The organism is Tropicibacter oceani, from assembly GCF_029958925.1.
Lineage (GTDB): Bacteria > Pseudomonadota > Alphaproteobacteria > Rhodobacterales > Rhodobacteraceae > Pacificoceanicola > Pacificoceanicola oceani.
On the sequence record NZ_CP124616.1, the window covers coordinates 1,079,516 to 1,099,699 of the forward strand.

General features: G+C 64.3%; 28 protein-coding genes. 17 read left to right on the forward strand and 11 right to left on the reverse strand.

The genetic code is table 11. From position 1 onward, the window contains the following. Positions 1-185 precede the first annotated feature (185 nt). Complete coding sequence (locus QF118_RS05155) at positions 186-620, forward strand: J domain-containing protein (RefSeq protein ID WP_282301575.1); 435 nt, start codon at positions 186-188, stop codon at positions 618-620. Here the strand turns inward: QF118_RS05155 and rnc are convergent. From rnc to folK, 8 genes are all read right to left on the reverse strand, one after another. After that, entirely contained in the window at positions 605-1,294 is a 690-nt protein-coding gene (rnc, locus tag QF118_RS05160; protein WP_282301576.1) for a ribonuclease III, read from the reverse strand. The two genes, QF118_RS05155 and rnc, sit on opposite strands and share 16 nt — an antisense overlap. Then, the gene (gene lepB, locus QF118_RS05165; RefSeq protein WP_282301577.1) at positions 1,291-2,127 is read right to left on the reverse strand and encodes a signal peptidase I; all 837 of its coding nucleotides are present in this window, start codon (positions 2,125-2,127) and stop codon (positions 1,291-1,293) included. Before lepB ends, rnc begins: the two co-directional genes overlap by 4 nt. Before the next feature lie 135 nt (positions 2,128-2,262). Beyond that, on the reverse strand, positions 2,263-2,667 hold the full coding sequence (gene acpS, locus QF118_RS05170) for a holo-ACP synthase (RefSeq protein WP_282301578.1): 405 nt from the start codon (positions 2,665-2,667) through the stop codon (positions 2,263-2,265). A 112-nt stretch (positions 2,668-2,779) separates the two neighbouring features. After that, complete coding sequence (locus tag QF118_RS05175) at positions 2,780-3,532, reverse strand: pyridoxine 5'-phosphate synthase (protein WP_282301579.1); 753 nt, start codon at positions 3,530-3,532, stop codon at positions 2,780-2,782. A 118-nt stretch (positions 3,533-3,650) separates the two neighbouring features. Continuing rightward, positions 3,651-4,325 carry a DUF2062 domain-containing protein gene (locus QF118_RS05180; protein ID WP_282301580.1) on the reverse strand — a complete coding sequence of 225 codons (675 nt, stop codon included), beginning with the start codon at positions 4,323-4,325 and terminating at the stop codon, positions 3,651-3,653. Positions 4,326-4,341: 16 nt separating this feature from the next. Beyond that, positions 4,342-6,480: a RelA/SpoT family protein gene (locus tag QF118_RS05185; RefSeq protein ID WP_282301581.1), complete on the reverse strand. Its 2,139-nt coding sequence runs from the start codon at positions 6,478-6,480 to the stop codon at positions 4,342-4,344. A gap of 20 nt (positions 6,481-6,500) precedes the next feature. Then, complete coding sequence (gene rpoZ, locus QF118_RS05190; protein WP_282301582.1) at positions 6,501-6,854, reverse strand: DNA-directed RNA polymerase subunit omega; 354 nt, start codon at positions 6,852-6,854, stop codon at positions 6,501-6,503. 79 nt (positions 6,855-6,933) lie between these two features. Then, positions 6,934-7,506 carry a 2-amino-4-hydroxy-6-hydroxymethyldihydropteridine diphosphokinase gene (folK, locus tag QF118_RS05195; RefSeq protein ID WP_282301583.1) on the reverse strand — a complete coding sequence of 191 codons (573 nt, stop codon included), beginning with the start codon at positions 7,504-7,506 and terminating at the stop codon, positions 6,934-6,936. Positions 7,507-7,631: 125 nt separating this feature from the next. Between folK and QF118_RS05200 the strand changes: the two genes are divergently transcribed. After that, the gene (locus QF118_RS05200) at positions 7,632-8,204 is read left to right on the forward strand and encodes a LabA-like NYN domain-containing protein (RefSeq protein ID WP_282302412.1); all 573 of its coding nucleotides are present in this window, start codon (positions 7,632-7,634) and stop codon (positions 8,202-8,204) included. Between the two features lie 41 nt (positions 8,205-8,245). Then, positions 8,246-8,704 (forward strand): YqaA family protein, encoded by a 459-nt coding sequence (locus QF118_RS05205; RefSeq protein WP_282301584.1) that lies wholly within the window; start codon positions 8,246-8,248, stop codon positions 8,702-8,704. A gap of 4 nt (positions 8,705-8,708) precedes the next feature. On the opposite strand, the gene QF118_RS05210 is transcribed toward QF118_RS05205, so the two are convergent. Then, entirely contained in the window at positions 8,709-9,161 is a 453-nt protein-coding gene (locus QF118_RS05210; RefSeq protein ID WP_282301585.1) for a c-type cytochrome, read from the reverse strand. A gap of 132 nt (positions 9,162-9,293) precedes the next feature. On the opposite strand from QF118_RS05210, the gene ispH reads away from it, so the two are divergent. The 7 genes from ispH (at position 9,294) to QF118_RS05245 (ending at position 14,334) form a co-directional block, all read left to right on the forward strand. Next, positions 9,294-10,244 carry a 4-hydroxy-3-methylbut-2-enyl diphosphate reductase gene (ispH, locus tag QF118_RS05215; protein ID WP_282301586.1) on the forward strand — a complete coding sequence of 317 codons (951 nt, stop codon included), beginning with the start codon at positions 9,294-9,296 and terminating at the stop codon, positions 10,242-10,244. Continuing rightward, the gene (locus QF118_RS05220; protein WP_282301587.1) at positions 10,241-10,654 is read left to right on the forward strand and encodes a hypothetical protein; all 414 of its coding nucleotides are present in this window, start codon (positions 10,241-10,243) and stop codon (positions 10,652-10,654) included. The genes ispH and QF118_RS05220 overlap by 4 nt, the downstream gene beginning before the upstream one ends. Before the next feature lie 562 nt (positions 10,655-11,216). After that, the gene (locus QF118_RS05225) at positions 11,217-11,831 is read left to right on the forward strand and encodes a LysE family translocator (protein ID WP_282301588.1); all 615 of its coding nucleotides are present in this window, start codon (positions 11,217-11,219) and stop codon (positions 11,829-11,831) included. Between the two features lie 106 nt (positions 11,832-11,937). Continuing rightward, entirely contained in the window at positions 11,938-12,390 is a 453-nt protein-coding gene (locus QF118_RS05230) for a DUF3429 domain-containing protein (protein ID WP_282301589.1), read from the forward strand. Continuing rightward, positions 12,387-12,983: a class I SAM-dependent methyltransferase gene (locus QF118_RS05235; RefSeq protein ID WP_282301590.1), complete on the forward strand. Its 597-nt coding sequence runs from the start codon at positions 12,387-12,389 to the stop codon at positions 12,981-12,983. Before QF118_RS05230 ends, QF118_RS05235 begins: the two co-directional genes overlap by 4 nt. After that, the gene (gene rnhA / locus QF118_RS05240; RefSeq protein ID WP_282301591.1) at positions 12,976-13,425 is read left to right on the forward strand and encodes a ribonuclease HI; all 450 of its coding nucleotides are present in this window, start codon (positions 12,976-12,978) and stop codon (positions 13,423-13,425) included. Before QF118_RS05235 ends, rnhA begins: the two co-directional genes overlap by 8 nt. A gap of 288 nt (positions 13,426-13,713) precedes the next feature. Continuing rightward, the gene (locus QF118_RS05245; protein ID WP_282301592.1) at positions 13,714-14,334 is read left to right on the forward strand and encodes a trimeric intracellular cation channel family protein; all 621 of its coding nucleotides are present in this window, start codon (positions 13,714-13,716) and stop codon (positions 14,332-14,334) included. A 74-nt stretch (positions 14,335-14,408) separates the two neighbouring features. On the opposite strand, the gene QF118_RS05250 is transcribed toward QF118_RS05245, so the two are convergent. Continuing rightward, positions 14,409-15,602 (reverse strand): MalY/PatB family protein, encoded by a 1,194-nt coding sequence (locus tag QF118_RS05250; protein WP_282301593.1) that lies wholly within the window; start codon positions 15,600-15,602, stop codon positions 14,409-14,411. Positions 15,603-15,683: 81 nt separating this feature from the next. Between QF118_RS05250 and def (QF118_RS05255) the strand changes: the two genes are divergently transcribed. The 7 genes from def (QF118_RS05255) to QF118_RS05285 all read left to right on the forward strand — a co-directional run bounded on the left by def (QF118_RS05255) (position 15,684) and on the right by QF118_RS05285 (position 19,756). Further along, a complete protein-coding gene (gene def, locus QF118_RS05255; RefSeq protein ID WP_282301594.1) occupies positions 15,684-16,202 on the forward strand; it encodes a peptide deformylase in 519 nt (172 codons plus the stop codon). After that, on the forward strand, positions 16,199-16,693 hold the full coding sequence (gene def / locus QF118_RS05260; protein WP_282301595.1) for a peptide deformylase: 495 nt from the start codon (positions 16,199-16,201) through the stop codon (positions 16,691-16,693). Before def (QF118_RS05255) ends, def (QF118_RS05260) begins: the two co-directional genes overlap by 4 nt. Next, entirely contained in the window at positions 16,693-17,190 is a 498-nt protein-coding gene (def, locus tag QF118_RS05265) for a peptide deformylase (RefSeq protein ID WP_282301596.1), read from the forward strand. The genes def (QF118_RS05260) and def (QF118_RS05265) overlap by 1 nt, the downstream gene beginning before the upstream one ends. 81 nt (positions 17,191-17,271) lie before the next feature. Then, a complete protein-coding gene (gene fmt / locus QF118_RS05270; protein WP_282301597.1) occupies positions 17,272-18,183 on the forward strand; it encodes a methionyl-tRNA formyltransferase in 912 nt (303 codons plus the stop codon). A 3-nt stretch (positions 18,184-18,186) separates the two neighbouring features. Then, entirely contained in the window at positions 18,187-18,423 is a 237-nt protein-coding gene (locus QF118_RS05275; RefSeq protein WP_282301598.1) for a hypothetical protein, read from the forward strand. Between the two features lie 10 nt (positions 18,424-18,433). Further along, positions 18,434-18,670, forward strand: a complete 237-nt coding sequence (locus QF118_RS05280; RefSeq protein WP_282301599.1) for a GlsB/YeaQ/YmgE family stress response membrane protein — start codon at positions 18,434-18,436, stop codon at positions 18,668-18,670. A 105-nt stretch (positions 18,671-18,775) separates the two neighbouring features. Next, complete coding sequence (locus QF118_RS05285; RefSeq protein WP_282301600.1) at positions 18,776-19,756, forward strand: glutathione S-transferase family protein; 981 nt, start codon at positions 18,776-18,778, stop codon at positions 19,754-19,756. A 15-nt stretch (positions 19,757-19,771) separates the two neighbouring features. Here QF118_RS05285 and QF118_RS05290 read toward each other — a convergent pair whose 3' ends face one another. Beyond that, positions 19,772-20,134: a response regulator transcription factor gene (locus QF118_RS05290; RefSeq protein ID WP_282301601.1), complete on the reverse strand. Its 363-nt coding sequence runs from the start codon at positions 20,132-20,134 to the stop codon at positions 19,772-19,774. Between the last annotated feature and the right edge of the window lie 50 nt (positions 20,135-20,184).

Here is a 20,184-nt window from a genome sequence, read left to right on the forward strand (position 1 = left end):
GGGAAAGTTCGGGTCGAACAGCCATGCGATGGCGCTCCGATTGGGGCGGGCGCGCGTTAACTTTATGGCAAGAATGTGGCTTTCCTAAAATTCATGCCAAAGTTATGCCTTATTCCATCCTTGGACCGTCGCGGGGGCAGCGGGCCAGGGCGGAGACCGATGCACAGCCTTGATGGATGACAGCCATGCCCCGCCGCACTGAACAGACCTGCCCCTACACGCTTTTGGGTGTCTCGCCCAAGGATGAGTTCAGCACGATCCGCGCGGCCTGGCGGCGACTGGTCAAGACCTATCACCCGGATGTCTGGTACGGATCACCACAAGAGGCGACGCGCCGCCTGATGGCGGTCAACGACGCCTATGACAGGCTGTCGGTGCTGCACCGGCGCGTGCAAAGCGCCCTGAACGCCCAAGACAAGGCTGAAACCGCCAAGCGCGCCGCCCGGCCCGCTGGCAATACGCGCCCCACCCCCAGCCCGCGCCCCGCGCCACAACCGGCTGAGCCTGTGTCCCAGCCGTCGGTGCGCAATGCGCGGCCCAGCCCCTTTGCCGGGCAGTTCGACGATGCGCGCCGGATCTTTGGAGAACAGCAAGTAGGGGCGGTTCAGGCCTTTGCCTGACGGACCCGCGCCAGCAGTGCCTTGGCGGCGGCCTGTTCGGCCTGGCGCTTGTTGCTGGCCGTGGCCTCGGCTTGGTCGCCTGTGCTCAGGCGGGCCTCGATGGTGAAAACGGGCGCGTGGTCGGGGCCGGAACGGGCGGTTTCCAGGTACAGGGGCGGTTCCAGGCCGCGGGCCTGCGCCCATTCCTGAAGCGCGGTCTTGGCGTCCTTGGCGTCGTCCTCGACATTGGCGATGCGCTTGCCCCAAAGCCGAAGGGTCAGCGCCTGCGCCGCATCAAAGCCGCCATCCAGGTAGACGGCGGCAATCACCGCCTCCATCGCGTCGCCCAGCAGCGCCATCTTGCGCCGCCCGCCGGTCTTTTGCTCCGAGCGGCCCAGCTTGAGCGCCGCGCCGATATCCACCTCGCGCGCGACATCGGCGCAGGTTTCCTTGCGCACCAGGGCGTTGAACCGCGGGGCCAGCTGGCCCTCGGTCGCGGTCTTGTCATGCTCCAAAAGCGCCTGCGCCATGACCAGGCCCAGCACCCGGTCGCCCAGGAATTCCAGCCGCTGGTTGTCCTCGCGCCCGGGGCCGGACATCGACCCATGCGTGACCGCCTGCCGCAACAGGTCGGGCCGGGCAAAGCGATAGCCCAGCCGCTGCTCCAGCTCTTTCAGGTCCGCCGAAAGCTTCATTGGATCGCTTTGAAGAACCTGTCGCTGCGCCAGGTCCAGAAGAACAGCATGCTGCGCCCGGCGGACGAGAACATCACACGATCCGCGCGCCCGACCAGGTTCTCATAGGGCACAAAGCCGACACCACCCGCGATATTGGGCACACGGCTGTCCGAGGAATTGTCCCGGTTGTCACCCATAAAGAAATAATGCCCCTCGGGAACGGTATAGACCGAGGTGTTGTCCGACCCCTGCGTGGTGATGTTCAGGATGCTGTGCGACACGCCGCCGGGCAGGGTTTCGGTCATCCGGGTCTTGGTGCAGACGCCGCCCTCGCCAACCGGGCCGTTTTCGCAACGCGGGCGCAGCCGCTGCGGCCCCTGCGCGGTGGCGATCTCCTCGAAGACGCCGGCAGGCTCCAGCTGCACCGGGGTGCCGTTGATCTGCAGCACGCCGCCGCGCATCTGCACCTTGTCGCCGGGCAGACCGACCAGCCGCTTGATGAAATCGCGTCCGGTCACCGGATGGCGGAACACCACGACGTCGCCGCGCTGCGGCTCTCCGCCGAACAGTCGCTTGTTGTCGCCGTCAAAGATCCCGCAAATGTCCTGCGCGTCGATATTGATCCCGAACCGCGGGGCGATGATCGACGGGCAAGAGGCATAGGAATAGCCATAGGCCATCTTGTTCACGAACAGGAAATCGCCGATCAGCAGCGTGTCCTTCATCGACCCGGAGGGAATCCAGAAAGGCTGAAACAGAAAGGTCCGAAAGACGCCCGCGATCAACAGCGCATAGACGACAGTCTTGATCGTCTCGACGATGCCGCCGCTCTTCTTGTCTTCACTGGCCATGCGCAAACCCTTTGCCTCAATACTCCCGCGCTACATGAGCGCCCCCGCGTCAGGTGTCAAGCGATCCACCCCGGTGTTTCCATTTGCCCCAAATATCCCGGGGGAGCGCCAAAGGCGCGGGGGCAGAGCCCCCTGTCAACCGCCGATCGGGCGCGCCTCGATCACCACAAAGGCCTGCGCCCAGGGGTGATCGTCGGTCAGGGTGACATGGATGATCGCCTCGTGACCCGGCGGGGTCATTTGCGCCAGCCGATCCGCCGCCCAGCCTGTGACCGTCATCACCGGCTGCCCGCTGCGCAGGTTTGACACCGCCATGTCGCGCCAGGAAATCCCCATGCGCAAACCGGTGCCCAAAGCCTTGGAGCAGGCCTCCTTTGCGGCCCAACGCTTGGCATAGGTGCCGGCCACATCGCGCCGGCGTTCCGCCTTGGCCTGTTCGACCTCGGTAAACACCCGGTTGCGAAAGCGGTCGCCATAACGGTCCAGAACGCGCGCAATGCGCTCGATGTTCGCCAGGTCGGTGCCAATGCCAAGGATCATGCGCAGGCCTCCTTTGCCTTGGCCGCCACATGCCGCGAAACGGCCCGTCCGGGATCATGTTTCGCGGCGCACGCAGGGTGAATGAAGGTTTCGGCGCAAATGCTCGTCACCGTCAGGCGCGCGCTTCGTCCATCAGGCGGCGCATTTCGTGGATCGCCGGGGCCAGTCCCATGAATATTGCCTCGCCGATGATGAAATGTCCGATGTTCAGCTCCATCACCTCGGGCAGGGCGGCCACCGGTTGCACCGTCTCATAGGTCAGTCCGTGGCCTGCGTGCACCTCAAGGCCCAGCCCATGCGCATAACTGGCCATCTCGCGCAGCCGCTCCAGCTCGGCGTCGCGTTGGGCAAACTTGCCCTCGGCGTGGAAATCGCAATAGGCGCCGGTGTGCAATTCGATCACCTGCGCCCCGATGCGATGCGCCGCGGTGATCTGCTGCGCGTCGGCCGCGATGAAGATCGACACCCGGCAGCCCGCCTCGCGCAGGGGGGCGATGAAATGTGCCAGCCGGTTTTCGTCCTTGGCCACCTCCAGCCCGCCTTCGGTGGTCCGTTCCTCGCGCTTTTCGGGCACGATGCAGACCGCGTGGGGTTTGTGCCGAAGGGCGATGCTTTGCATTTCCGCGGTCGCGGCCATTTCAAAGTTCAACGGCACCTTGAGCGCCGCCATAAGCCCGTCGATGTCCGCGTCCGAGATATGCCGGCGGTCTTCGCGCAGGTGCGCGGTGATGCCGTCGGCACCCGCCTCTTCGGCGATCTTCGCGGCGCGGATCGGGTCGGGATAGGCGCTGCCGCGGGCGTTGCGCACGGTGGCGACGTGGTCGATGTTGACGCCAAGGCGCAGGCGTCCGGCATAGGTGGTCATGGGCATTCCCTCGTGGGCATCGACTGAGATTTGATCAAATCATAGGTGCTGGGCCGCTGAAGGAAAGCCGAGAATTGTAGCGATACAGGGCCCTTGCGCGGCATTTGCGTGTCCGGTCTCAGTCGGCTTTGCCCTTGGCGCGGCTTTTGCCTTCGGCCTCTTTCTTTTTCTTCAGCGCGGACAGCTTGGCCTTGATCACACCCTTGCGGCGGTTCTTGTAGGCGGTGATCAGCGGAAGCGAGATGTAATAGGCGATGGTGCCGCACAGGATGCCGGGAAGAATGCCGCCGATCATGTAGGGAAAGAAGACCTGGTCGTAAAAGATCGACAGGTCGGTCCAGTCGACCTCGGCGCCGGTGAAGGTGGCCAGCAGGTTGTTCCACAGGTCCAGCCCGGCCTTGACGAATTTCTCGGCCAGCCCGGTGTGGTGCCCTTCCAGACGCGGCGGGCGGCCCTGAATGCCCAGCAGCCAATGCCCGGTGGTCATGGCCGCGACGCCGATGGGCACATAGGTCAGCGGGTTGCCGAAAAAGGTCGACAGCAGGGCGGCCAGGATATTGCCACGCATCACCCAGGCGATCAGCGCCGCAATGACGAAATGCAGGCCGTAGAACGGGGTAAAGGTGGTGAAGACCCCGGCAAAGATGCCGCGGGCAATGCGGTGCGGCGGGTCGGGCAGGCGGTGCAACCGATGCTGGACATATTGCGCCGCGCGCTTCCAGCCGCCACGCGGCCAGAGAAATTCCCGCACGGCTTTCAGAACCGGGCGTCTATCGCGTCGCTTGAAGACCAATACCTTGCCTTTCCTGTCACTCCGCCGCTGCCGGAGCCGCCGCAAGACCCGGATCGCGCCGCCGTTCGACCGAAGCAACGTTGCTTTCGGCCTCGAGCGCGGTCATCACCGAATGCAGATGCTCTGCGTCACGCAGGTCGACATCTATCATCAGGCGATAAAAATCCGGTTTCCGGTCAATGAATTTCAGGTCAGAGATATTGGCCCTTTGCTCTCCGATCAATGTGCAAATCCGTCCCAGCACACCCGCGTCGTTGGTAATGGTGAGTTCAAGTGACACCGTGTAGACCGGCGGGTGGACACCATCGGCCCAATGCAGGTCCATCCAGCGGGCGGGCTGATCTTCGAAATCGGCCAGGGTGGCGCAGTCGATGGCGTGAACGGACACGCCTTTGCCGCGATGCGTCAGCCCGACAATCCGTTCCCCCGGCAGCGGCTGGCAACAGTCGGCGCGGGCAAAGCCCTGCCCGTGTTCCAGCCCGATGACGGCGCGCCGGGCCTCGATCACGGTATCATCCTTGATCGCCAGGTTGGGATAGACCGATTCGACAACCTCGCGGGCGGTCAGCTCGGCGCTGCCGATGCGGGCCAGCAGGGTTTCCGCATCCTCGAGCCGCAGCGTCCGGGCGGCGGTTTCCAGCGCCTTTTCGGTGACCCGTTTGCCGGCGTTCTCAAAGGCGGCGCGCACCAGTTCGTGCCCCAGCTTGGCAAAGCGTTCCTTGTTCGCCTCGCGCAGGGCGCGGCGAATCGCGGTCTTGGCCTTGCCGGTCTGGGCGATCTCCAGCCAGGTCGCCTGCGGCGCCTGGCCTTCGGCGGTGATGATGTCGACCGATTGGCCGTTCTTGAGCCGGGTCCACAGCGGCACGCGGATGCCGTCGACCTTGGCGCCGACGCAGCCCGACCCGATCCGCGTGTGGATGGCATAGGCGAAATCCAGCGGCGTCGCGCCCTTGGGCAGTTTGACCACGTCGCCCTTGGGGGTAAAGCAGAAGACCTGGTCAGAATACATCTCGAGCTTGACCGCCTCGAGAAAGGCATCGTGGTCTTCCTCGGCGTCGAACTGTTCGGACAGGCCGGCGATCCACTTGGCCGGATCGACGGCAAAGGGGTTCTGGGCGCGCACGCCGTCGCGGTACGACCAATGCGCGGCAACGCCGGTTTCGGCGACCTCGTGCATCTGGCGGGTCCTGATCTGCACCTCGACCCGCTTGCCGTCGCGGCCCGAAACGGTGGTGTGGATCGACCGATAGCCGTTGGTCTTGGGCTGGCTGATGTAATCCTTGAACCGTCCCGGCACTGCGCGCCAACGCTGATGGATGGCCCCAAGCGCGGTATAGGCATCGCTTTCGGTGCGGGTGATCACGCGAAAGCCGTAGATGTCGGACAGGCGGGAAAAGCCGATCTTCTTTTCCTGCATCTTGCGCCAGATCGAATAGGGTTTCTTGGCGCGGCCAAAGACCTCGGCCTCGACCCCGGCGCGTTCCAGTTCGGCGCGCATGTCAGAGGTGATCCGGTGAATGACGTCACCGGTTTCCTTTTGCAGCGTCACGAAACGGCGGATGATGCTGGCGCGGCCTTCGGGGTTGAGCACGCGAAAGGCCAGGTCTTCCAGCTCTTCGCGCATCCACTGCATCCCCATGCGCCCGGCCAGCGGGGCATAGATATCCATCGTCTCGCGCGCCTTTTGCACCTGCTTTTCGGCGCGCATCGCCTTGATGGTGCGCATGTTGTGCAGGCGGTCGGCCAGTTTGACCAGGATCACCCGCAGGTCCTTGGACATGGCCATGAACAGCTTGCGGAAATTCTCGGCCTGTTTGGATTCGCTGGACGACAGTTGCAGGTTGGTCAGCTTGGTCACGCCATCGACCAGTTCGGCGACCTCGGTCCCGAACTTTTCCGCAACCTCGGAATAGGACGCGCGCGTGTCCTCGATCGTGTCGTGCAGCAGGGCGGTGATGATGGTGGCGTCATCCAGCTGTTGCTCGGTCAGGATGGCGGCAACGGCGACGGGATGGGTAAAGTAAGGCTCGCCCGACTTGCGGGTCTGGCCTTCGTGCATCTCGCGGCCATAGTCATAGGCCGCGAGGATCAGCTTTTCGTTGGTCTTCGGGTTGTAGTTGCGGACGAGGGCAACAAGATCTTCGGCAGCGATCATTCCGCTACAACCTTTCGGCGTTAGCCCTGGCCCTGCGCCTCCATGAGCGCGCGCAGCAGCTTCTCTTCGGACATGTCGTCCTCCTGAGGCTTGTCCTGCTCGGCACCCATGAGCAATGCCATGGCGTCGTCTTCGGGCTCGTCCACCTCGATCTGGGTCTGGTTCGACTCGATCAGGCGTTCGCGCAGTTCCTCGGCGGACTGGGTTTCCTCGGCGATTTCGCGCAGGGCGACGACGGGGTTCTTGTCGTTGTCACGGTCCACGGTGATCGCGGCACCAGCCGAGATTTCGCGGGCGCGATGGGCGGCAAGCATCACCAGATCAAACCGGTTGGGAACCTTGTCGACGCAATCTTCTACTGTAACGCGGGCCATTGGGCGCTCCTATATCCTGCGGGGCCGTCAGAAGATGGTCGTGTAACCCGTCGCAATTCTCTTGACAAGGTCGAATTGATCATAGGGGCACAACGCCGCTGGTCAGGGCACCGGGCAGTCGCGCGGTCATCTGCGCCGTGGTCAGCCCCAGCACGGGATGGCGCCAGTCCGGCGCGACATCGCACATCGGCACCAGCACAAAGGCGCGTTCGTGCAGGCGGGGATGCGGCAGGATCAGCTGATCGGGCGCGACGCGGCGCTGGTCGGCGGCGGGCAGGTCGTGCCAATGCGCAAAGCCTTGCCGATCCGGCAGCACGATATCGCCGATGGCCAGCAGGTCCAGGTCCAGCGTCCGGCTGCCCCAGCGCGCGATGCGCTGGCGGTCGAAATCCGATTCGATCTGGTGCAGCAGGTCCAGGGCCTGTGCAGGGCTGCCAAGGCCCGTCAGAACAGCGCAGGCATTGACGTAATCCGGCCCGGCGCCTTCGGGAAAGCAGGGGGTTGCATAAAACCGGCTGACGCGGCGCAAGCGTGCCCCGGCGCTGTTCAGCGCGAGCAGGGCGGCCGCGATCGTTGCCGTCGGGGAACCTGCTGTCGACCCCAGGTTGGAGCCCAGCGCAATGACGATTTCTTGTTCTAAAGATGGGGTCATACTATCCCTTAGGGGGTGTTATTGGGCTTGAACGCAAGGTGAAATTCTCTACCTTGGATGCAGGTTTGCCCCGTATTTCTCACTCACGCTTTGTGGGCAGCCTGTTTTGTACGGAAGGACATTTTATGTTTTACAAAGACGAACGGCTTGCGCTGTTCATCGACGGCTCGAATCTGTACGCAGCCGCCAAAGCACTCGGGTTCGACATAGACTACAAACTGCTTCGGCAGGAGTTCGCGCGACGCGGCAAGATGGTAAGGGCCTTCTACTACACGGCTTTGCTGGAAAATGACGAGTATTCGCCGATCCGGCCGCTGGTGGATTGGCTGCATTACAACGGCTTCACCATGGTGACGAAACCGGCCAAGGAATACACCGACAGCCAGGGTCGTCGCAAGGTCAAGGGCAACATGGACATCGAACTTACGGTCGATGCGATGGAGCTTGCGCCGCGTGTGGACCACATCGTGCTGTTCTCGGGCGATGGCGATTTTCGGCCGTTGGTTGAATCGCTTCAGCGTCAGGGTGTTCGCGTTTCGGTTGTATCAACCATCCGCAGCCAGCCGCCGATGATCGCCGACGAACTTCGCCGCCAGGCCGACAACTTCATCGAGTTGGACGAGCTGCGCGACGTCATCGGCCGCCCGCCGCGGGAAACCCCGGTGGAGCGCCCCTTTGAGGTCGCCTCCGGCAAATAATCGAGGGAGTCGAGGATTTTCGTGGGGACGAGAGATCTGACATGACCCTGGATATTCTGGAGGGGGCCGCCGCACTTGGCGGCCTTTTTCTTGCCGCCTTCGGGGCTGCGACGCTGTTGCCGTTCCAGTCCGAATTCGTCTTTGTCGCCTTGCAGCTTTCGGGCAAAGTGCCGCTGGGCGCGATCCTGGTCGCGGCCAGCATCGGCAACACCCTGGGATCGGTGGTTAACTACGTTCTGGGGCGCGGCATCGAACGGTTCCGCCACCGCCGCTGGTTCCCGGTGACCCAGGCGCAACTGGCCCGGGCGCAGCGCTGGTACGCGCGCTGGGGAGTCTGGACGCTGCTGCTCAGCTGGGCGCCGCTTGGCGATGCGGTGACGGTGATCGCGGGGATCATGCGCACCAGGTGGTGGGTTTTCCTTGGCCTCGTGGCCCTGGCCAAGACCGGGCGCTATGCCGTTTTGGCCTGGATCACCGCCGCCGCGCAGGGCGCCGTGTGACGCCCTAGTTGCCGCCCATGGCCCGCGCGTTCATCCCGTTGTGCATGTCGATCACCTCTTGGGGCCAGGTGCTTTTGATATAGGCCAGCACGTTCAGGATCTCGTCTTCGCTCAGGGTTTCGGCAAAGCCCATCATGTTTGATTTGTAGGTCCCGCCGGCCAGCGCCTCGGTGCCGTGGGTGACGATTTGCACCAGCAAGGTGTCGGGGTGGTGCCAGGTGTGGCCGGTTTCATCGTGCGGCGGGGCGGGCAGATAGCCGTCGGCATCGGCGACGCGCCAATCGGGCTGCCCTTCCAGCTCTGCGCCATGGCAACTGGCGCAGAAATCGGCATAGACCTGCTGGCCGGCGGCGACCCGGGCCGCATCGTCATAGGGCAACAGACCCGCCGTCTCCGCCTGGGCCCAGATCGGCGCGGTGCATGCCGCGAATAGTCCTGTCCATGTCCTGTGTCGCATGTTCTCTCCCTGTTTTGCGCGCTGCGGTCCTTGCCTGCGTTCCAGCGCTGGAAGGCAAGTCACAGGCTGGTGATCCGGGGCTGGACCTGAGCGCGGCTTGGCATTACCTGCCAAAGGGCAAGGAGACGCGCCATGACCCAACAGCCCCTGACCCTGTACCTTGCCGCCCCGCGCGGCTTTTGCGCCGGTGTCGACCGCGCCATCAAGATCGTCGAGATGGCTCTGCAGAAATGGGGCGCGCCTGTCTATGTGCGCCACGAGATCGTGCACAACAAATACGTGGTGGATGATCTGCGCGCCAAGGGCGCCGTCTTTGTCGAGGAACTGGACGATTGCCCCGATGACCGCCCGGTGATCTTTTCTGCCCATGGCGTGCCGAAATCGGTGCCCGCGGCGGCGGCGCGGCGTGAAATGATCTATGTCGATGCCACCTGTCCGCTGGTGTCCAAGGTCCATATCGAGGCGGCGCGCCATTCCGAAAACGGGCTTCAGATGATCATGATCGGCCATGCGGGCCACCCCGAAACCATCGGCACCATGGGCCAGCTGCCCGAGGGCGAGGTCCTGCTTGTCGAAACCCCCGATGACGTGGCCCATGTGCAGGTGCGTGACCCCGAAAGGCTGGCTTTCGTCACGCAGACCACCCTGTCGGTGGATGACACGGCCGATATCGTCGCGGCGCTAAAGGCGCGCTTTCCGGCCATCGTCGGCCCGCACAAGGAAGACATCTGCTACGCCACCACCAACCGGCAAGAGGCGGTCAAGGCCATCGCGCCGGATTGCGACGCGCTGCTGGTGGTGGGGGCGCCCAATTCGTCCAATTCGCGCCGTCTGGTCGAAGTCGCCAGCAAGGCGGGCTGTTCCTATGCGCAACTGGTGCAGCGCGCGACGGACATCGACTGGCGCGCCCTCGACGGCATCAAGTCCATCGGCATCACCGCCGGCGCCAGCGCCCCCGAGGTGCTGATCGACGAGGTCATCGAGGCCTTTCGCGCCCGCTACGACGTGACAGTCGAACTGGTTGAAACGGCGCAGGAAAACGTCGAATTCAAGGTGCCGCGGGTCCTGCGTCAACCGGGATGACAAGGCAGGCACTCTCTTTCGTCTATGCTCAGGCGCTGCTGGTCGCGGCTGGGCTGGGAACGGGCTACGACGCACTCTCGCCCGGGTTCGCCGCGCGATCCGCTGACGGCCCGTTCTACTGCTGCGACTTGATGAGTTCCGGCGGCTATGATGATGCCTTCATGATGCTTTTCTTCTTTCTGGCCCTGCCGGCGCTCCTGCGCCTCGCACGGTTTTCGCGTGCCATCACCCGGCTGGAAACGGTCCTGTTCATCGCCACGATCGGCGCGGCGCTGGCGGCGCTTGGTCTTGCCAGCATGGACTGCGCAAATCCGCTTTACACCGCCTTCGGCATTCCCGATCTGGTTCTGGCCACGGCACTCGTCGCTGCGGCGTTTTCAGTGCCTCTGCACTTGACCTTGCGCCGCTAGCTATCTTGGGGAGCGCGAGGGGCTGGCCCCTCTTTCCTGCCTTCGCCACAGGCGAAAGCGGACAGGGAACCAAGCGCCATATCCCCGGACTGCTCATTGACCTTGGCGGAGACCTGGCATGCCCGATCCCGTCAAGATCGGTGTCTACAGCCGCCGCGCCATCCCGCCTGAAAACTTTCGTCCAGCGGCAGGCCCGGGGGCAGAGGTTCCGGGGCAAGCCCGGGACAGGGCGCAGCAACGGATCCCGCCCCGCGCAGCAACAAGGCTGGCGGGGTCGGGGTTCGGGCCGTTGCCCACTTGGTCCCTGATGGACCCTCTTGAACCTGGCGAAGATCGGCGCCGCGCCCCGACGGGGCAGACATGGCCCGGTGGGCGTAAATCCCCGGGCACCCGGCGGGGCGGCGCGATGGGCCGTCCCTGCGATCGTCTTGGGCGGATGGCACAGGGCCATCCCTGAAAGTCATCTTCGGCGCTGCAGCACGGATGACTATGCGGTTTCAGGGTTGGCAAATCCTTGCGGCACCGTACGCTGCCCTTGCGCCGCAGCAACCCCGGGGCCCCGATGATCTCTCTCCAATTCCTTCTGACCGCGTTTGTCGTGGTCATCGCCCCCGGCACCGGTGTTCTCTACACGCTGGCCATTGGTCTGGGGCAGGGTCGCCGCGCCGCCATCGCTGCCGCGCTGGGCTGCACCATCGGCATCGTGCCGCACCTTTTGGCGGCCACCCTTGGCCTTGCCGCGCTGCTGCACACCTCGGCGCTGCTCTTCACGCTGGTCAAGCTGGCGGGCGTCGCCTACCTGCTCTGGCTCGCCTGGCAGTCACTGAAGGAAGGCGGCGCGCTTTCGGTCTCGGCCGAGGCCCGGCCCGACCCCGCCTTTCGCATCGCAAGGCGCGGCGCGCTGATCAACATCCTGAACCCCAAGCTGTCGATCTTCTTCCTCGCACTCCTGCCGCCCTTCCTTTCGGGCACCCCGCAAACCGCCACCGCCGAAATGGCCCTGCTGGGGGCGATCTTCATGGCGCTGACCTTTGCGGTCTTTGTGATCAACGGCCTTTTTGCCGCGCAGGCCCGCGACTGGCTGCTGGGCAGCGCCCGCGTGATGCGCTGGCTGAACCGGTCCTTTGCGGCGATCTTCGCAGGGCTCGCTGGCCGCCTTGCCCTTGAAAGGATCTGACCCCGGCTGGCCCGCTGCTTCCAATTGCCCTAAATATCCCGGGGAGCGCGAGGGGCAGAGCCCCTCGTTCCCATCCTCACCGCAGGCACTGCCGGAAACCCAAACCATGACCCAAATTCCCAGATCCGCCCTGATCCTCGGCCTTGCAGGCGTCATCCCCTTCGTCTGGGGCGCGCTGACCGTCCTGTCGCCACCGCTGGCCGACTGGGGCCAGCGCAGCCTTGGCGCACGCTTTGTCGGGCCTTACATCCAGTTGTTCTATGGCGCGGTGATCCTCAGCTTCATGTCCGGGGTGCTTTGGGGCTTTGCCACCAAGGAAACCGGGGCACGCGCCGCCACCGGCTATGCCCTGTCGACCCTCCCGGCGCTCTGGGCGTTCTTCTTCACCGGCGGCGGCCCGACCTCGGCCGGCACCTCCCTGATCATGGGCTTTCTCGGACTGCTCCTGCTGGACTGGCAGTTCTGGCGCTGGGGCCTTGCGCCCGCGTGGTGGATGCAGCTGCGCGTGCTGCTGACGGCGCTGTTGGTGGCCTGCCTTGCGGTCGGGGTCCTGACATGACCGACCCCGTCACGATCGAGGTCTACAATCGCCGCGCCGAGGAATACGCGCAGGTGACCGCCTCGGACGGCCCCGATGCCACCCTCGCCGCCTTTATCGAAGGGCTGCCCAAGGGCGCGCGGGTGCTGGATCTTGGCTGCGGTCCCGGCGCGGCGGCGGCCCATATGGCCAGGGCGGGCTTGTCGGTCGAGGCATGGGATGCTTCCGCCAGCATGGTGGCCCTCGCCGCCGCCCAGCCCGGCGTTGACGCCCGTCAAGCCAGCTTTGACGATCTGGCCAAGGCGGAAGCCGACAGTTTCGATGCCATCTGGGCCAATTTCTCGCTTTTGCATGCGCCGCGCGCCGCCATGCCCCGCCACCTTGCCCAGATCGCCCGCATCCTGCGCCCCGGTGGCCGGTTCCACATCGCGGTCAAGGAAGGGCAGGGCAGCAAACGCGACCGGCTGGGCCGGCTTTACGCCTTTTACACCCAAGAGGATCTGACCGGGCTCTTGAAGGATGCGGGCCTTTCGCCCGGGCCTTTTCAAACCGGCAGGGATAGGGGCCTTGACGGCGCCCTCTCGCCTTGGATATCCGTCACCGCCTATGGCTGATCTTTTTGCATATACCGACGGGGCCTGCTCCGGAAATCCCGGCCCCGGCGGCTGGGGCGCCCTGCTGCGCGCGGTCGAGGGCGAAACCGTCCTCAAGGAACGCGAACTCAGCGGCGGCGAGGCACAGACCACCAACAACCGGATGGAGCTTCTGGCGGCGATCCACGCGCTTGAATCCCTCGCCCGCCCTTCCCGCATCACCGTGGTCACCGACAGTGCCTATGTGAAAAACGGCGTGACCAGCTGGATTCACGGCTGGAAGCGCAACGGCTGGAAGACCTCGAACAAGAAACCGGTCAAGAATGTCGAGCTGTGGCAGCGGCTGGACGAGGCCCAGGCGCGCCACGACGTGACATGGGAATGGGTCAAGGGCCACGCCGGTCACCCGGAAAACGAGCGCGCCGACGAACTCGCCCGCACCGGCATGGCCCCGTTCAAGTAGGCCGCGAAAGCCCCGTCTTTCGCGGCCGGTGGCAAGGGTGTCTTTTTGCAAGGCAAAAAGATCGCCAGCCACCCCCCTCACCATTCCAGACGCCCGGTCCCCGCGCGAAAGCCCCGTCTTTCGCGGCCGGTGGCAAGGGTGTCTTTTTGCAAGGCAAAAAGATCACCAGCCACCCCCTCACCATTCCAGACACCCGGTCCCCGCGCGAAAGCCCCGTCTTTCGCGGCCGACCCAACATCGCTGAACTTTCCGGATGCCTCACCCGGAAATCCAAGCTACACCGCCGCCATGACCCTGCTTGCCCTTCTCGATTACACCGCCGTCCTTGTCTTTGCCCTGACCGGCGCACTTGTCGCCAGCCGCGCACAGCTGGACATCGTCGGCTTTGCCTTCCTCGCCAGCCTCACGGGGCTTGGCGGTGGCACGCTGCGCGATCTGCTGCTGGACCGAACGCCGATCTGGATCACAGACCCGGCCTACCTGGCAATCACTTGCGGCGCCGCCGTGCTGGTCTTCTTCACCGCCCACCTGCTCGAAAGCCGCTACCAGGCGATCGTCTGGCTGGACGCCGCCGCGCTGGCGGTTGCGGTGCCAGCCGGGGCGGGCATCGCGCTCAGCCTTGGCCAACCTGCACCGATCATCCTGGTCATGGGGATCACCACCGGCTGCGCTGGCGGATTGATGCGCGACGTGGTCGCCAACGAAGTCCCCCTCGTCCTGAAACAGGGGGAACTCTATGTCACCTGCGCGCTTGCTGGCTCGGCCGCTCTGGCCATCGCTCACGCAGCGGGACTGACCCCCAGCATTGCCGCGCTGACCTGCGCGCTTGCCACGCTTGCCCTGCGTGCGGGCTCCATCGCTTTTGGATGGCGCCTGCCGGTCTACAAACCCCGGCCGCCCAAGGTCTGATCCTGCATCTTCTTCTTGGTGAAAATACTCCGGGGAGCGCGAGGGGCAGCGCCCCTCGCTCCTGCCGTTGAAACTTACTGAAGGTCGCCAAAGGCGCGCTGCAACCGCTCGGCGGCGTCGGCCACCCTTGCGCGCGGCGTGGCAAAGTTGAAACGCAGATAGCTTTCGCCGCCGCAACCAAAGGTCGGCCCGTGGTTGGCGGCGATATGCGCGTCCTTTTCGACCCGGTGGGTGAATTCCTCGCGGGTCATGCCGGTGCCTTCGAAATCGACCCAAGCCAGATAGGTTGCCTCCATCGGCATGGATTTCAGACCTGGAATTGCGTTGACAGCCTCGTCAAAAAGCCTGCGGTTGCCATCCAGATACTGCACCAGATCATCGACCCAGGCGGCGCCATCGGGGGAATAGGCGGCGGTGGCCATGATCAGGCCAAAGGAGTTGGGCGAAATCCCCAGCCCCGCCATGCGCGCGGCAAAGCGCGCGCGCAGGTCGTCGTCGGGGATGATCACGTTGCCGATATGACTGCCCGCGATGTTGAAGGTCTTGGTGGTCGCCGTCATCATCACCAGCCGTTCCGACACGTCGCCGTCGATCAGCGGCATCGGGATGTGCTTGTGACCGGGCATGACCAGATCATGGTGGATTTCATCCGAGACAAGGATCAGGTCGTGACGCTTGGCAAAGGCGGCCACGCCCTTCAGCTCGGCGCGGGTCCAGACCCGGCCACCGGGGTTGTGCGGCGAGCACAGGATCAAAAGCCGCTCGTTTCCGGTCATCAGCGCGTCATAGGCGTCGAAATCCATTTCATAGCGGCCATCGCGAACCGCCAGCGGGCATTCCACAACCTCGCGCCCGGCGGCTTTGATGACGCGGGCAAAGGCGTGGTAGACCGGGGTGAACAGGACGACGCCGTCACCGGGGTTGGTAAAGGCATCGACACACATGCCGGTGCCGTTCACCAGCCCATGGGTCGAAAAGATCCACTTGGGGTCGACCTTCCAGCCATGGCGGGTCTGCATCCACCAGCAGATCGACTCCAGATAGGCGCGGTCATCGCCGAAATAGCCATAGATGCCGTGATCGGCCATGCCCTGCACGGCCTTTTGCACGCACTCCGGGGGGCGGAAATCCATGTCCGCCACCCACATCGACAACCCGTCCGAGGCCGGAACGCCATAGATCGCCTCCATCATGTCCCATTTCACGGAATGGGTCCCAAAGCGGTCGATTTCTTCGTCAAAGCGGCTCATCTGGTGTCCTCGTATCATTTTTTCCGACGCTAGCGGCTTTTGCCCCATGTGCAAGGCCATGACTTGCGCAAAAGGCGGGTATTGCCTAAGTGAAGCGCCATGAAACGCCCTATTCTCATCCACCCCGATCCGCGCCTGAAAAAGGTCTGCGCGCCGGTGTCCGACCTGTCGGACGACCTGCGCGTGCTGGCCGAGGACATGTTGGAAACCATGTATGACGCGCCGGGCATTGGTCTGGCCGCGCCGCAGATCGGTGTGCTGGATCGCCTGATCGTGCTGGATTGCGTCAAGGCCGAGGGCGAGGCGCCGCGCCCGTTGGTGATGTTCAACCCGCGGATTCTGGCCTCGTCCGACGAAAAGAACGTCTATGAAGAGGGCTGTCTGTCGATCCCGGACCAATACGCCGATGTCGAACGCCCCAAGGTGGTGGATGTCGAATGGATCGACCGCGACGGCAACCTGCAGACCGAAACATTCGACGGGCTTTGGGCGACCTGCGTGCAGCACGAAATCGATCACCTCGATGGCAAGCTGTTCATTGACTATCTCAAGCCGCTCAAGCGTCAGATGATCACGCGCAAGATGCAAAAGCTCAAGCGCGAGATGGCCCGCGCGTGAGCGTGCTGCCGATCCTGACATGGCCCGATCCGCGCCTGTCCCGGGTCTGCGATCCGGTTTCGGATGTGGCCGCAGTTGCGCCGCTGATCGTGGATATGTTCGAAACCATGTATGCCGCGCCCGGTCGCGGTCTGGCCGCGCCGCAGGTGGGCGTTCTGGCACGGGTTTTCGTCATGGATGCAGGCTGGAAAAGCGGTGACAAGACCCCGCTGGCCTGCATCAACCCGGCGATTGTCGAGACCTCGGAGGCGCGGGTGAGCGGCGGCGAAGGCTGCCTGTCGATGCCGGGGATCGAGGTTCAGGTACCGCGCTTTGCCGAGGTGACACTGGCCTATACCGACCCCGAGGGGCGCGATTGTCGGCGACGATTGACGGGGTTCGAGGCGATCTGCGCGCAGCACGAGCTGGATCATCTGGATGGCACACTGCATGTCGACCGTCTGGACGCGGATGCACGGGCTTTGGCCCTGTCTGAATACGAGGCGCTGTGATGGTGGTACGACCCTGCATTCCCTATGGTGACAAGCGCCTGCACCGGGCGGCCGCCCCGGTCGACGGGATCACCGACGAGATCCGCGCCATCTGGACCGACATGATCGACACGATGGAGGCGATGCCGGGTGTCGGCCTTGGCGCGCCGCAGATCGGGGTGGGGTTGCGTCTGGCGGTGGTCGATGCCTCGGAAGAGCGGGGCCGCGCGGTGCGGATGGCGAACCCCGAGGTGCTGCACGCCAGCGTGCAGTTGCGCGAACACGAAGAGGCGAGCCCGAACCTGCCCGGTGTGTCGGCGGTGATCAAACGGCCGCGCGCGGTGACGGTGCGGTTCATGGATGCCAGCGGCGCGGTGGTCGAGCGCGACTTTGTCGGGCTGTGGGCGACCTCGGTGCAGCATCAGATCGATCATCTGGACGGCAAGCTGTATGTCGATCACCTGAGCAAGATGAAGCGGGACATGCTGGTGAAGAAGTCGCGCAAGTTCGCGCGGTAACGGATTTGGCGAAGGGCGGAGCGGGGGCCAGCCCCCGCACCCCCGGAGTGTATGGACCAAGAAGAAGACAGGGGTGGCGCGATGCGTGTGGTCTTTATGGGAAGTCCCGAGTTTTCGGTTCCGGTGCTCGAAGCGCTGATCGGGGCCGGGCACGACGTGGTCTGCGTCTATTGCCAGCCGCCGCGCCCCGCCGGGCGTGGCAAGAAGGATCGTCCGACGCCGGTGCAGGCGCGGGCCGAGGCGCTGGGATTGCCGGTGCGCCATCCGGTGTCTTTGAAGGCGGCGGCCGAGCAGGCGGAATTCGCGGCGCTGGGCGCCGATGTGGCGGTGGTCGTGGCCTATGGGTTGATCCTGCCGCAGGCGGTTCTGGATGCGCCGGCGCAGGGCTGTCTGAACATCCACGCCAGCCTGCTGCCGCGCTGGCGCGGGGCGGCGCCGATACACCGGGCGATCATGGCCGGGGACGCGCAGACCGGCGTCTGCATCATGCAGATGGAGGCCGGGCTGGACACCGGGCCGGTTCTGCTGCGCGAGGCGATCGCGATTGGCGAGGAGGAAACCACCGGCGGTTTGCACGACCGGCTGAGCGCCCTTGGGGCGGATCTGATCGTGCGGGCGCTGGCGCAACTGGATGGGTTGGAACCGCAGGCGCAACCCGCAGAGGGCGTGACCTATGCCGCCAAGATCGACAAGGCCGAGGCGGCCATCGACTGGACGCGTCCGGCAGAGGAGGTCAGCCGCCAGATCCGCGGGCTGTCGCCCTTTCCCGGGGCCTGGACGCTGCATGGGGATGAACGGGTCAAGCTGCTGGGCGCGCGGGTCGTCGCGTCCGAGGGCAAGGCCGGCGAGGCGCTGGATGATGCATTCACCATTGCCTGCGGCGCGGGTGCGGTGCAGGTTACGCGGGCGCAACGTGCCGGGAAGGGTGTGCAGGACGCAGAGGTTTTCCTGCGCGGCCACCCCATTCCAAAGGGCGCAAGACTGGGAGGTTGAGCCATGTTTCCGACCCTGATCGGTACGGTCGTGATTGCCGGGATCGTGGGCTATGCCTCGGAGCGGTCCGGGTTTACCCACAACGGCATTTTGCAAAGCATCATCATCTGCATTGGCGGGGCCTTCCTGGCCTATTTCGTTCGGCTCATGTTCGGGATCGGGTTCGGATCACCGGGGTTGAATGCGATTGCGTCCTCGGTCGGGGCGTTGATCATCGTGCCGACGCATTGGCGCAAGTGAGGAAACGGAAATGGGTATTGTCTGGTTGATCATCGTGGGGGCGGCTGCCGGGTTTCTGGCGACACGCTTCATGAACCTGCGGCTTGGCACGCTGCAGACGATCGGGGTCGGGATCGGGGGTGCGCTGATCGGCGCGCTGGTCCTGCGGTTCCTGCTGGCGCTGACTGGCATGTTGGCCGGTCTTGTGGGCGCGGTTCTGGGCGCCATGCTGTTGCTGTGGATCATCAAGGCGGTGATGGACCGCTGATCGCGGGTTCTGTGCGCTCATGCGCCAAGGGCTGCGCGCGGGTCTGGCTTTGTGCGCCCGCTCTGGTGCCCTAGGTTTCCTTTCAAGCGCGAAAGGAGACATTTCATGGGCCATCTGATTGACGGCAAGTGGCACAGGCAATCCCTGAAGGACCTGGCCAAGGACGGGGCGTTCAAACGCGCCCAATCGACCTTTCGGAACTGGGTGACCAGGGATGGCTCTGCCGGGCCGACCGGGGTTGGCGGTTTTCGGGCCGAGGCGGGGCGGTATCATCTGTATGTCAGTTATGCCTGCCCCTGGGCGCATCGCGCGCTGATCTTTCGCAGCCTGAAAGGGTTGGAGGATGTGATCTCGGTCAGTGTGGTACATCCCGACATGCTGGACGAAGGTTGGACCTTTGAAACCGATCAGGACGGGGCCACCGGCGATGACCTGTATGGGCTGCCCTACCTTAGGGACATCTACATCAAGTCCGATGCCGGGGTGACGGGGCGGGCGACGGTGCCGGTGCTGTGGGACAAGCAGGGCCAGACCATCGTGTCGAACGAAAGTTCGGAAATCATCCGCATGTTCAACTCGGCCTTTGATGCGATCACCGGCAATACCGACGATTATTGGCCCGCGCCGCTGCGCGAGGCGATCGAACCGGTGAACGCGCGGATCTATGACACGCTGAACAACGGGGTCTACAAAAGCGGCTTTGCCACCTCGCAAGAGGCCTATGACGCCGCCGTTCACCCGTTGTTCGAAACGCTGGACTGGCTGGACCAGCGGCTGTCGACGCACCGTTACCTGATGGGCGACACCCTGACCGAGGCCGACTGGCGCCTGTTCACGACGCTGATCCGATTCGACAAGGTCTATCACGGGCATTTCAAGTGCAACCGTGCGCGGATCATCGACTATCCGAACCTTTGGGGGTATCTGCGCGAGCTCTATCAATGGCCCGGCGTGGCCGAAACGATCAATTTTGCGCATATCGTGCGGCACTACCACTATAGCCATGACAGCATCAATCCGCACCGGATCGTGCCGATCGGCCCGCAACCCGATTTCGCCGGGCCGCATGGCCGCGACAGGGTTTGACGCCGAAAGGGGCTGTCAGGCGCGCATGGCGGAATAATGCTCGACCATCGCGGCCAGATCGTCGGGCGCGGTCGCGGTGGTCATGAAGGCGCAGGCATTTGCGCAATGGCGAAAGATCGACCCGTCCGAAAAGAACGACGAGTTGGTGACAAAGATCACCCGCGCTTCGGGTTGGCGATAGTTGGCAAAGTCCGAAATGCTTAGCGCGCTGCCGTTTTCCAGGACCAGATCCAGGATGATGATGTCGAATTCGACCTCGCGCAGCAGACCCAGCGCATGGTCTTCGTCATCGGCAATGCGGACCACGTGCCCCAGACGTTCAAGATGGCGTTGCCAGAGCAGCGCGAGAGCTGAATTGCTTTCGACAATCAGAACCATCTCAATCTCCTCTGCACAATAGACCAGCCAAAACCCGGGGTGGGCGCTTG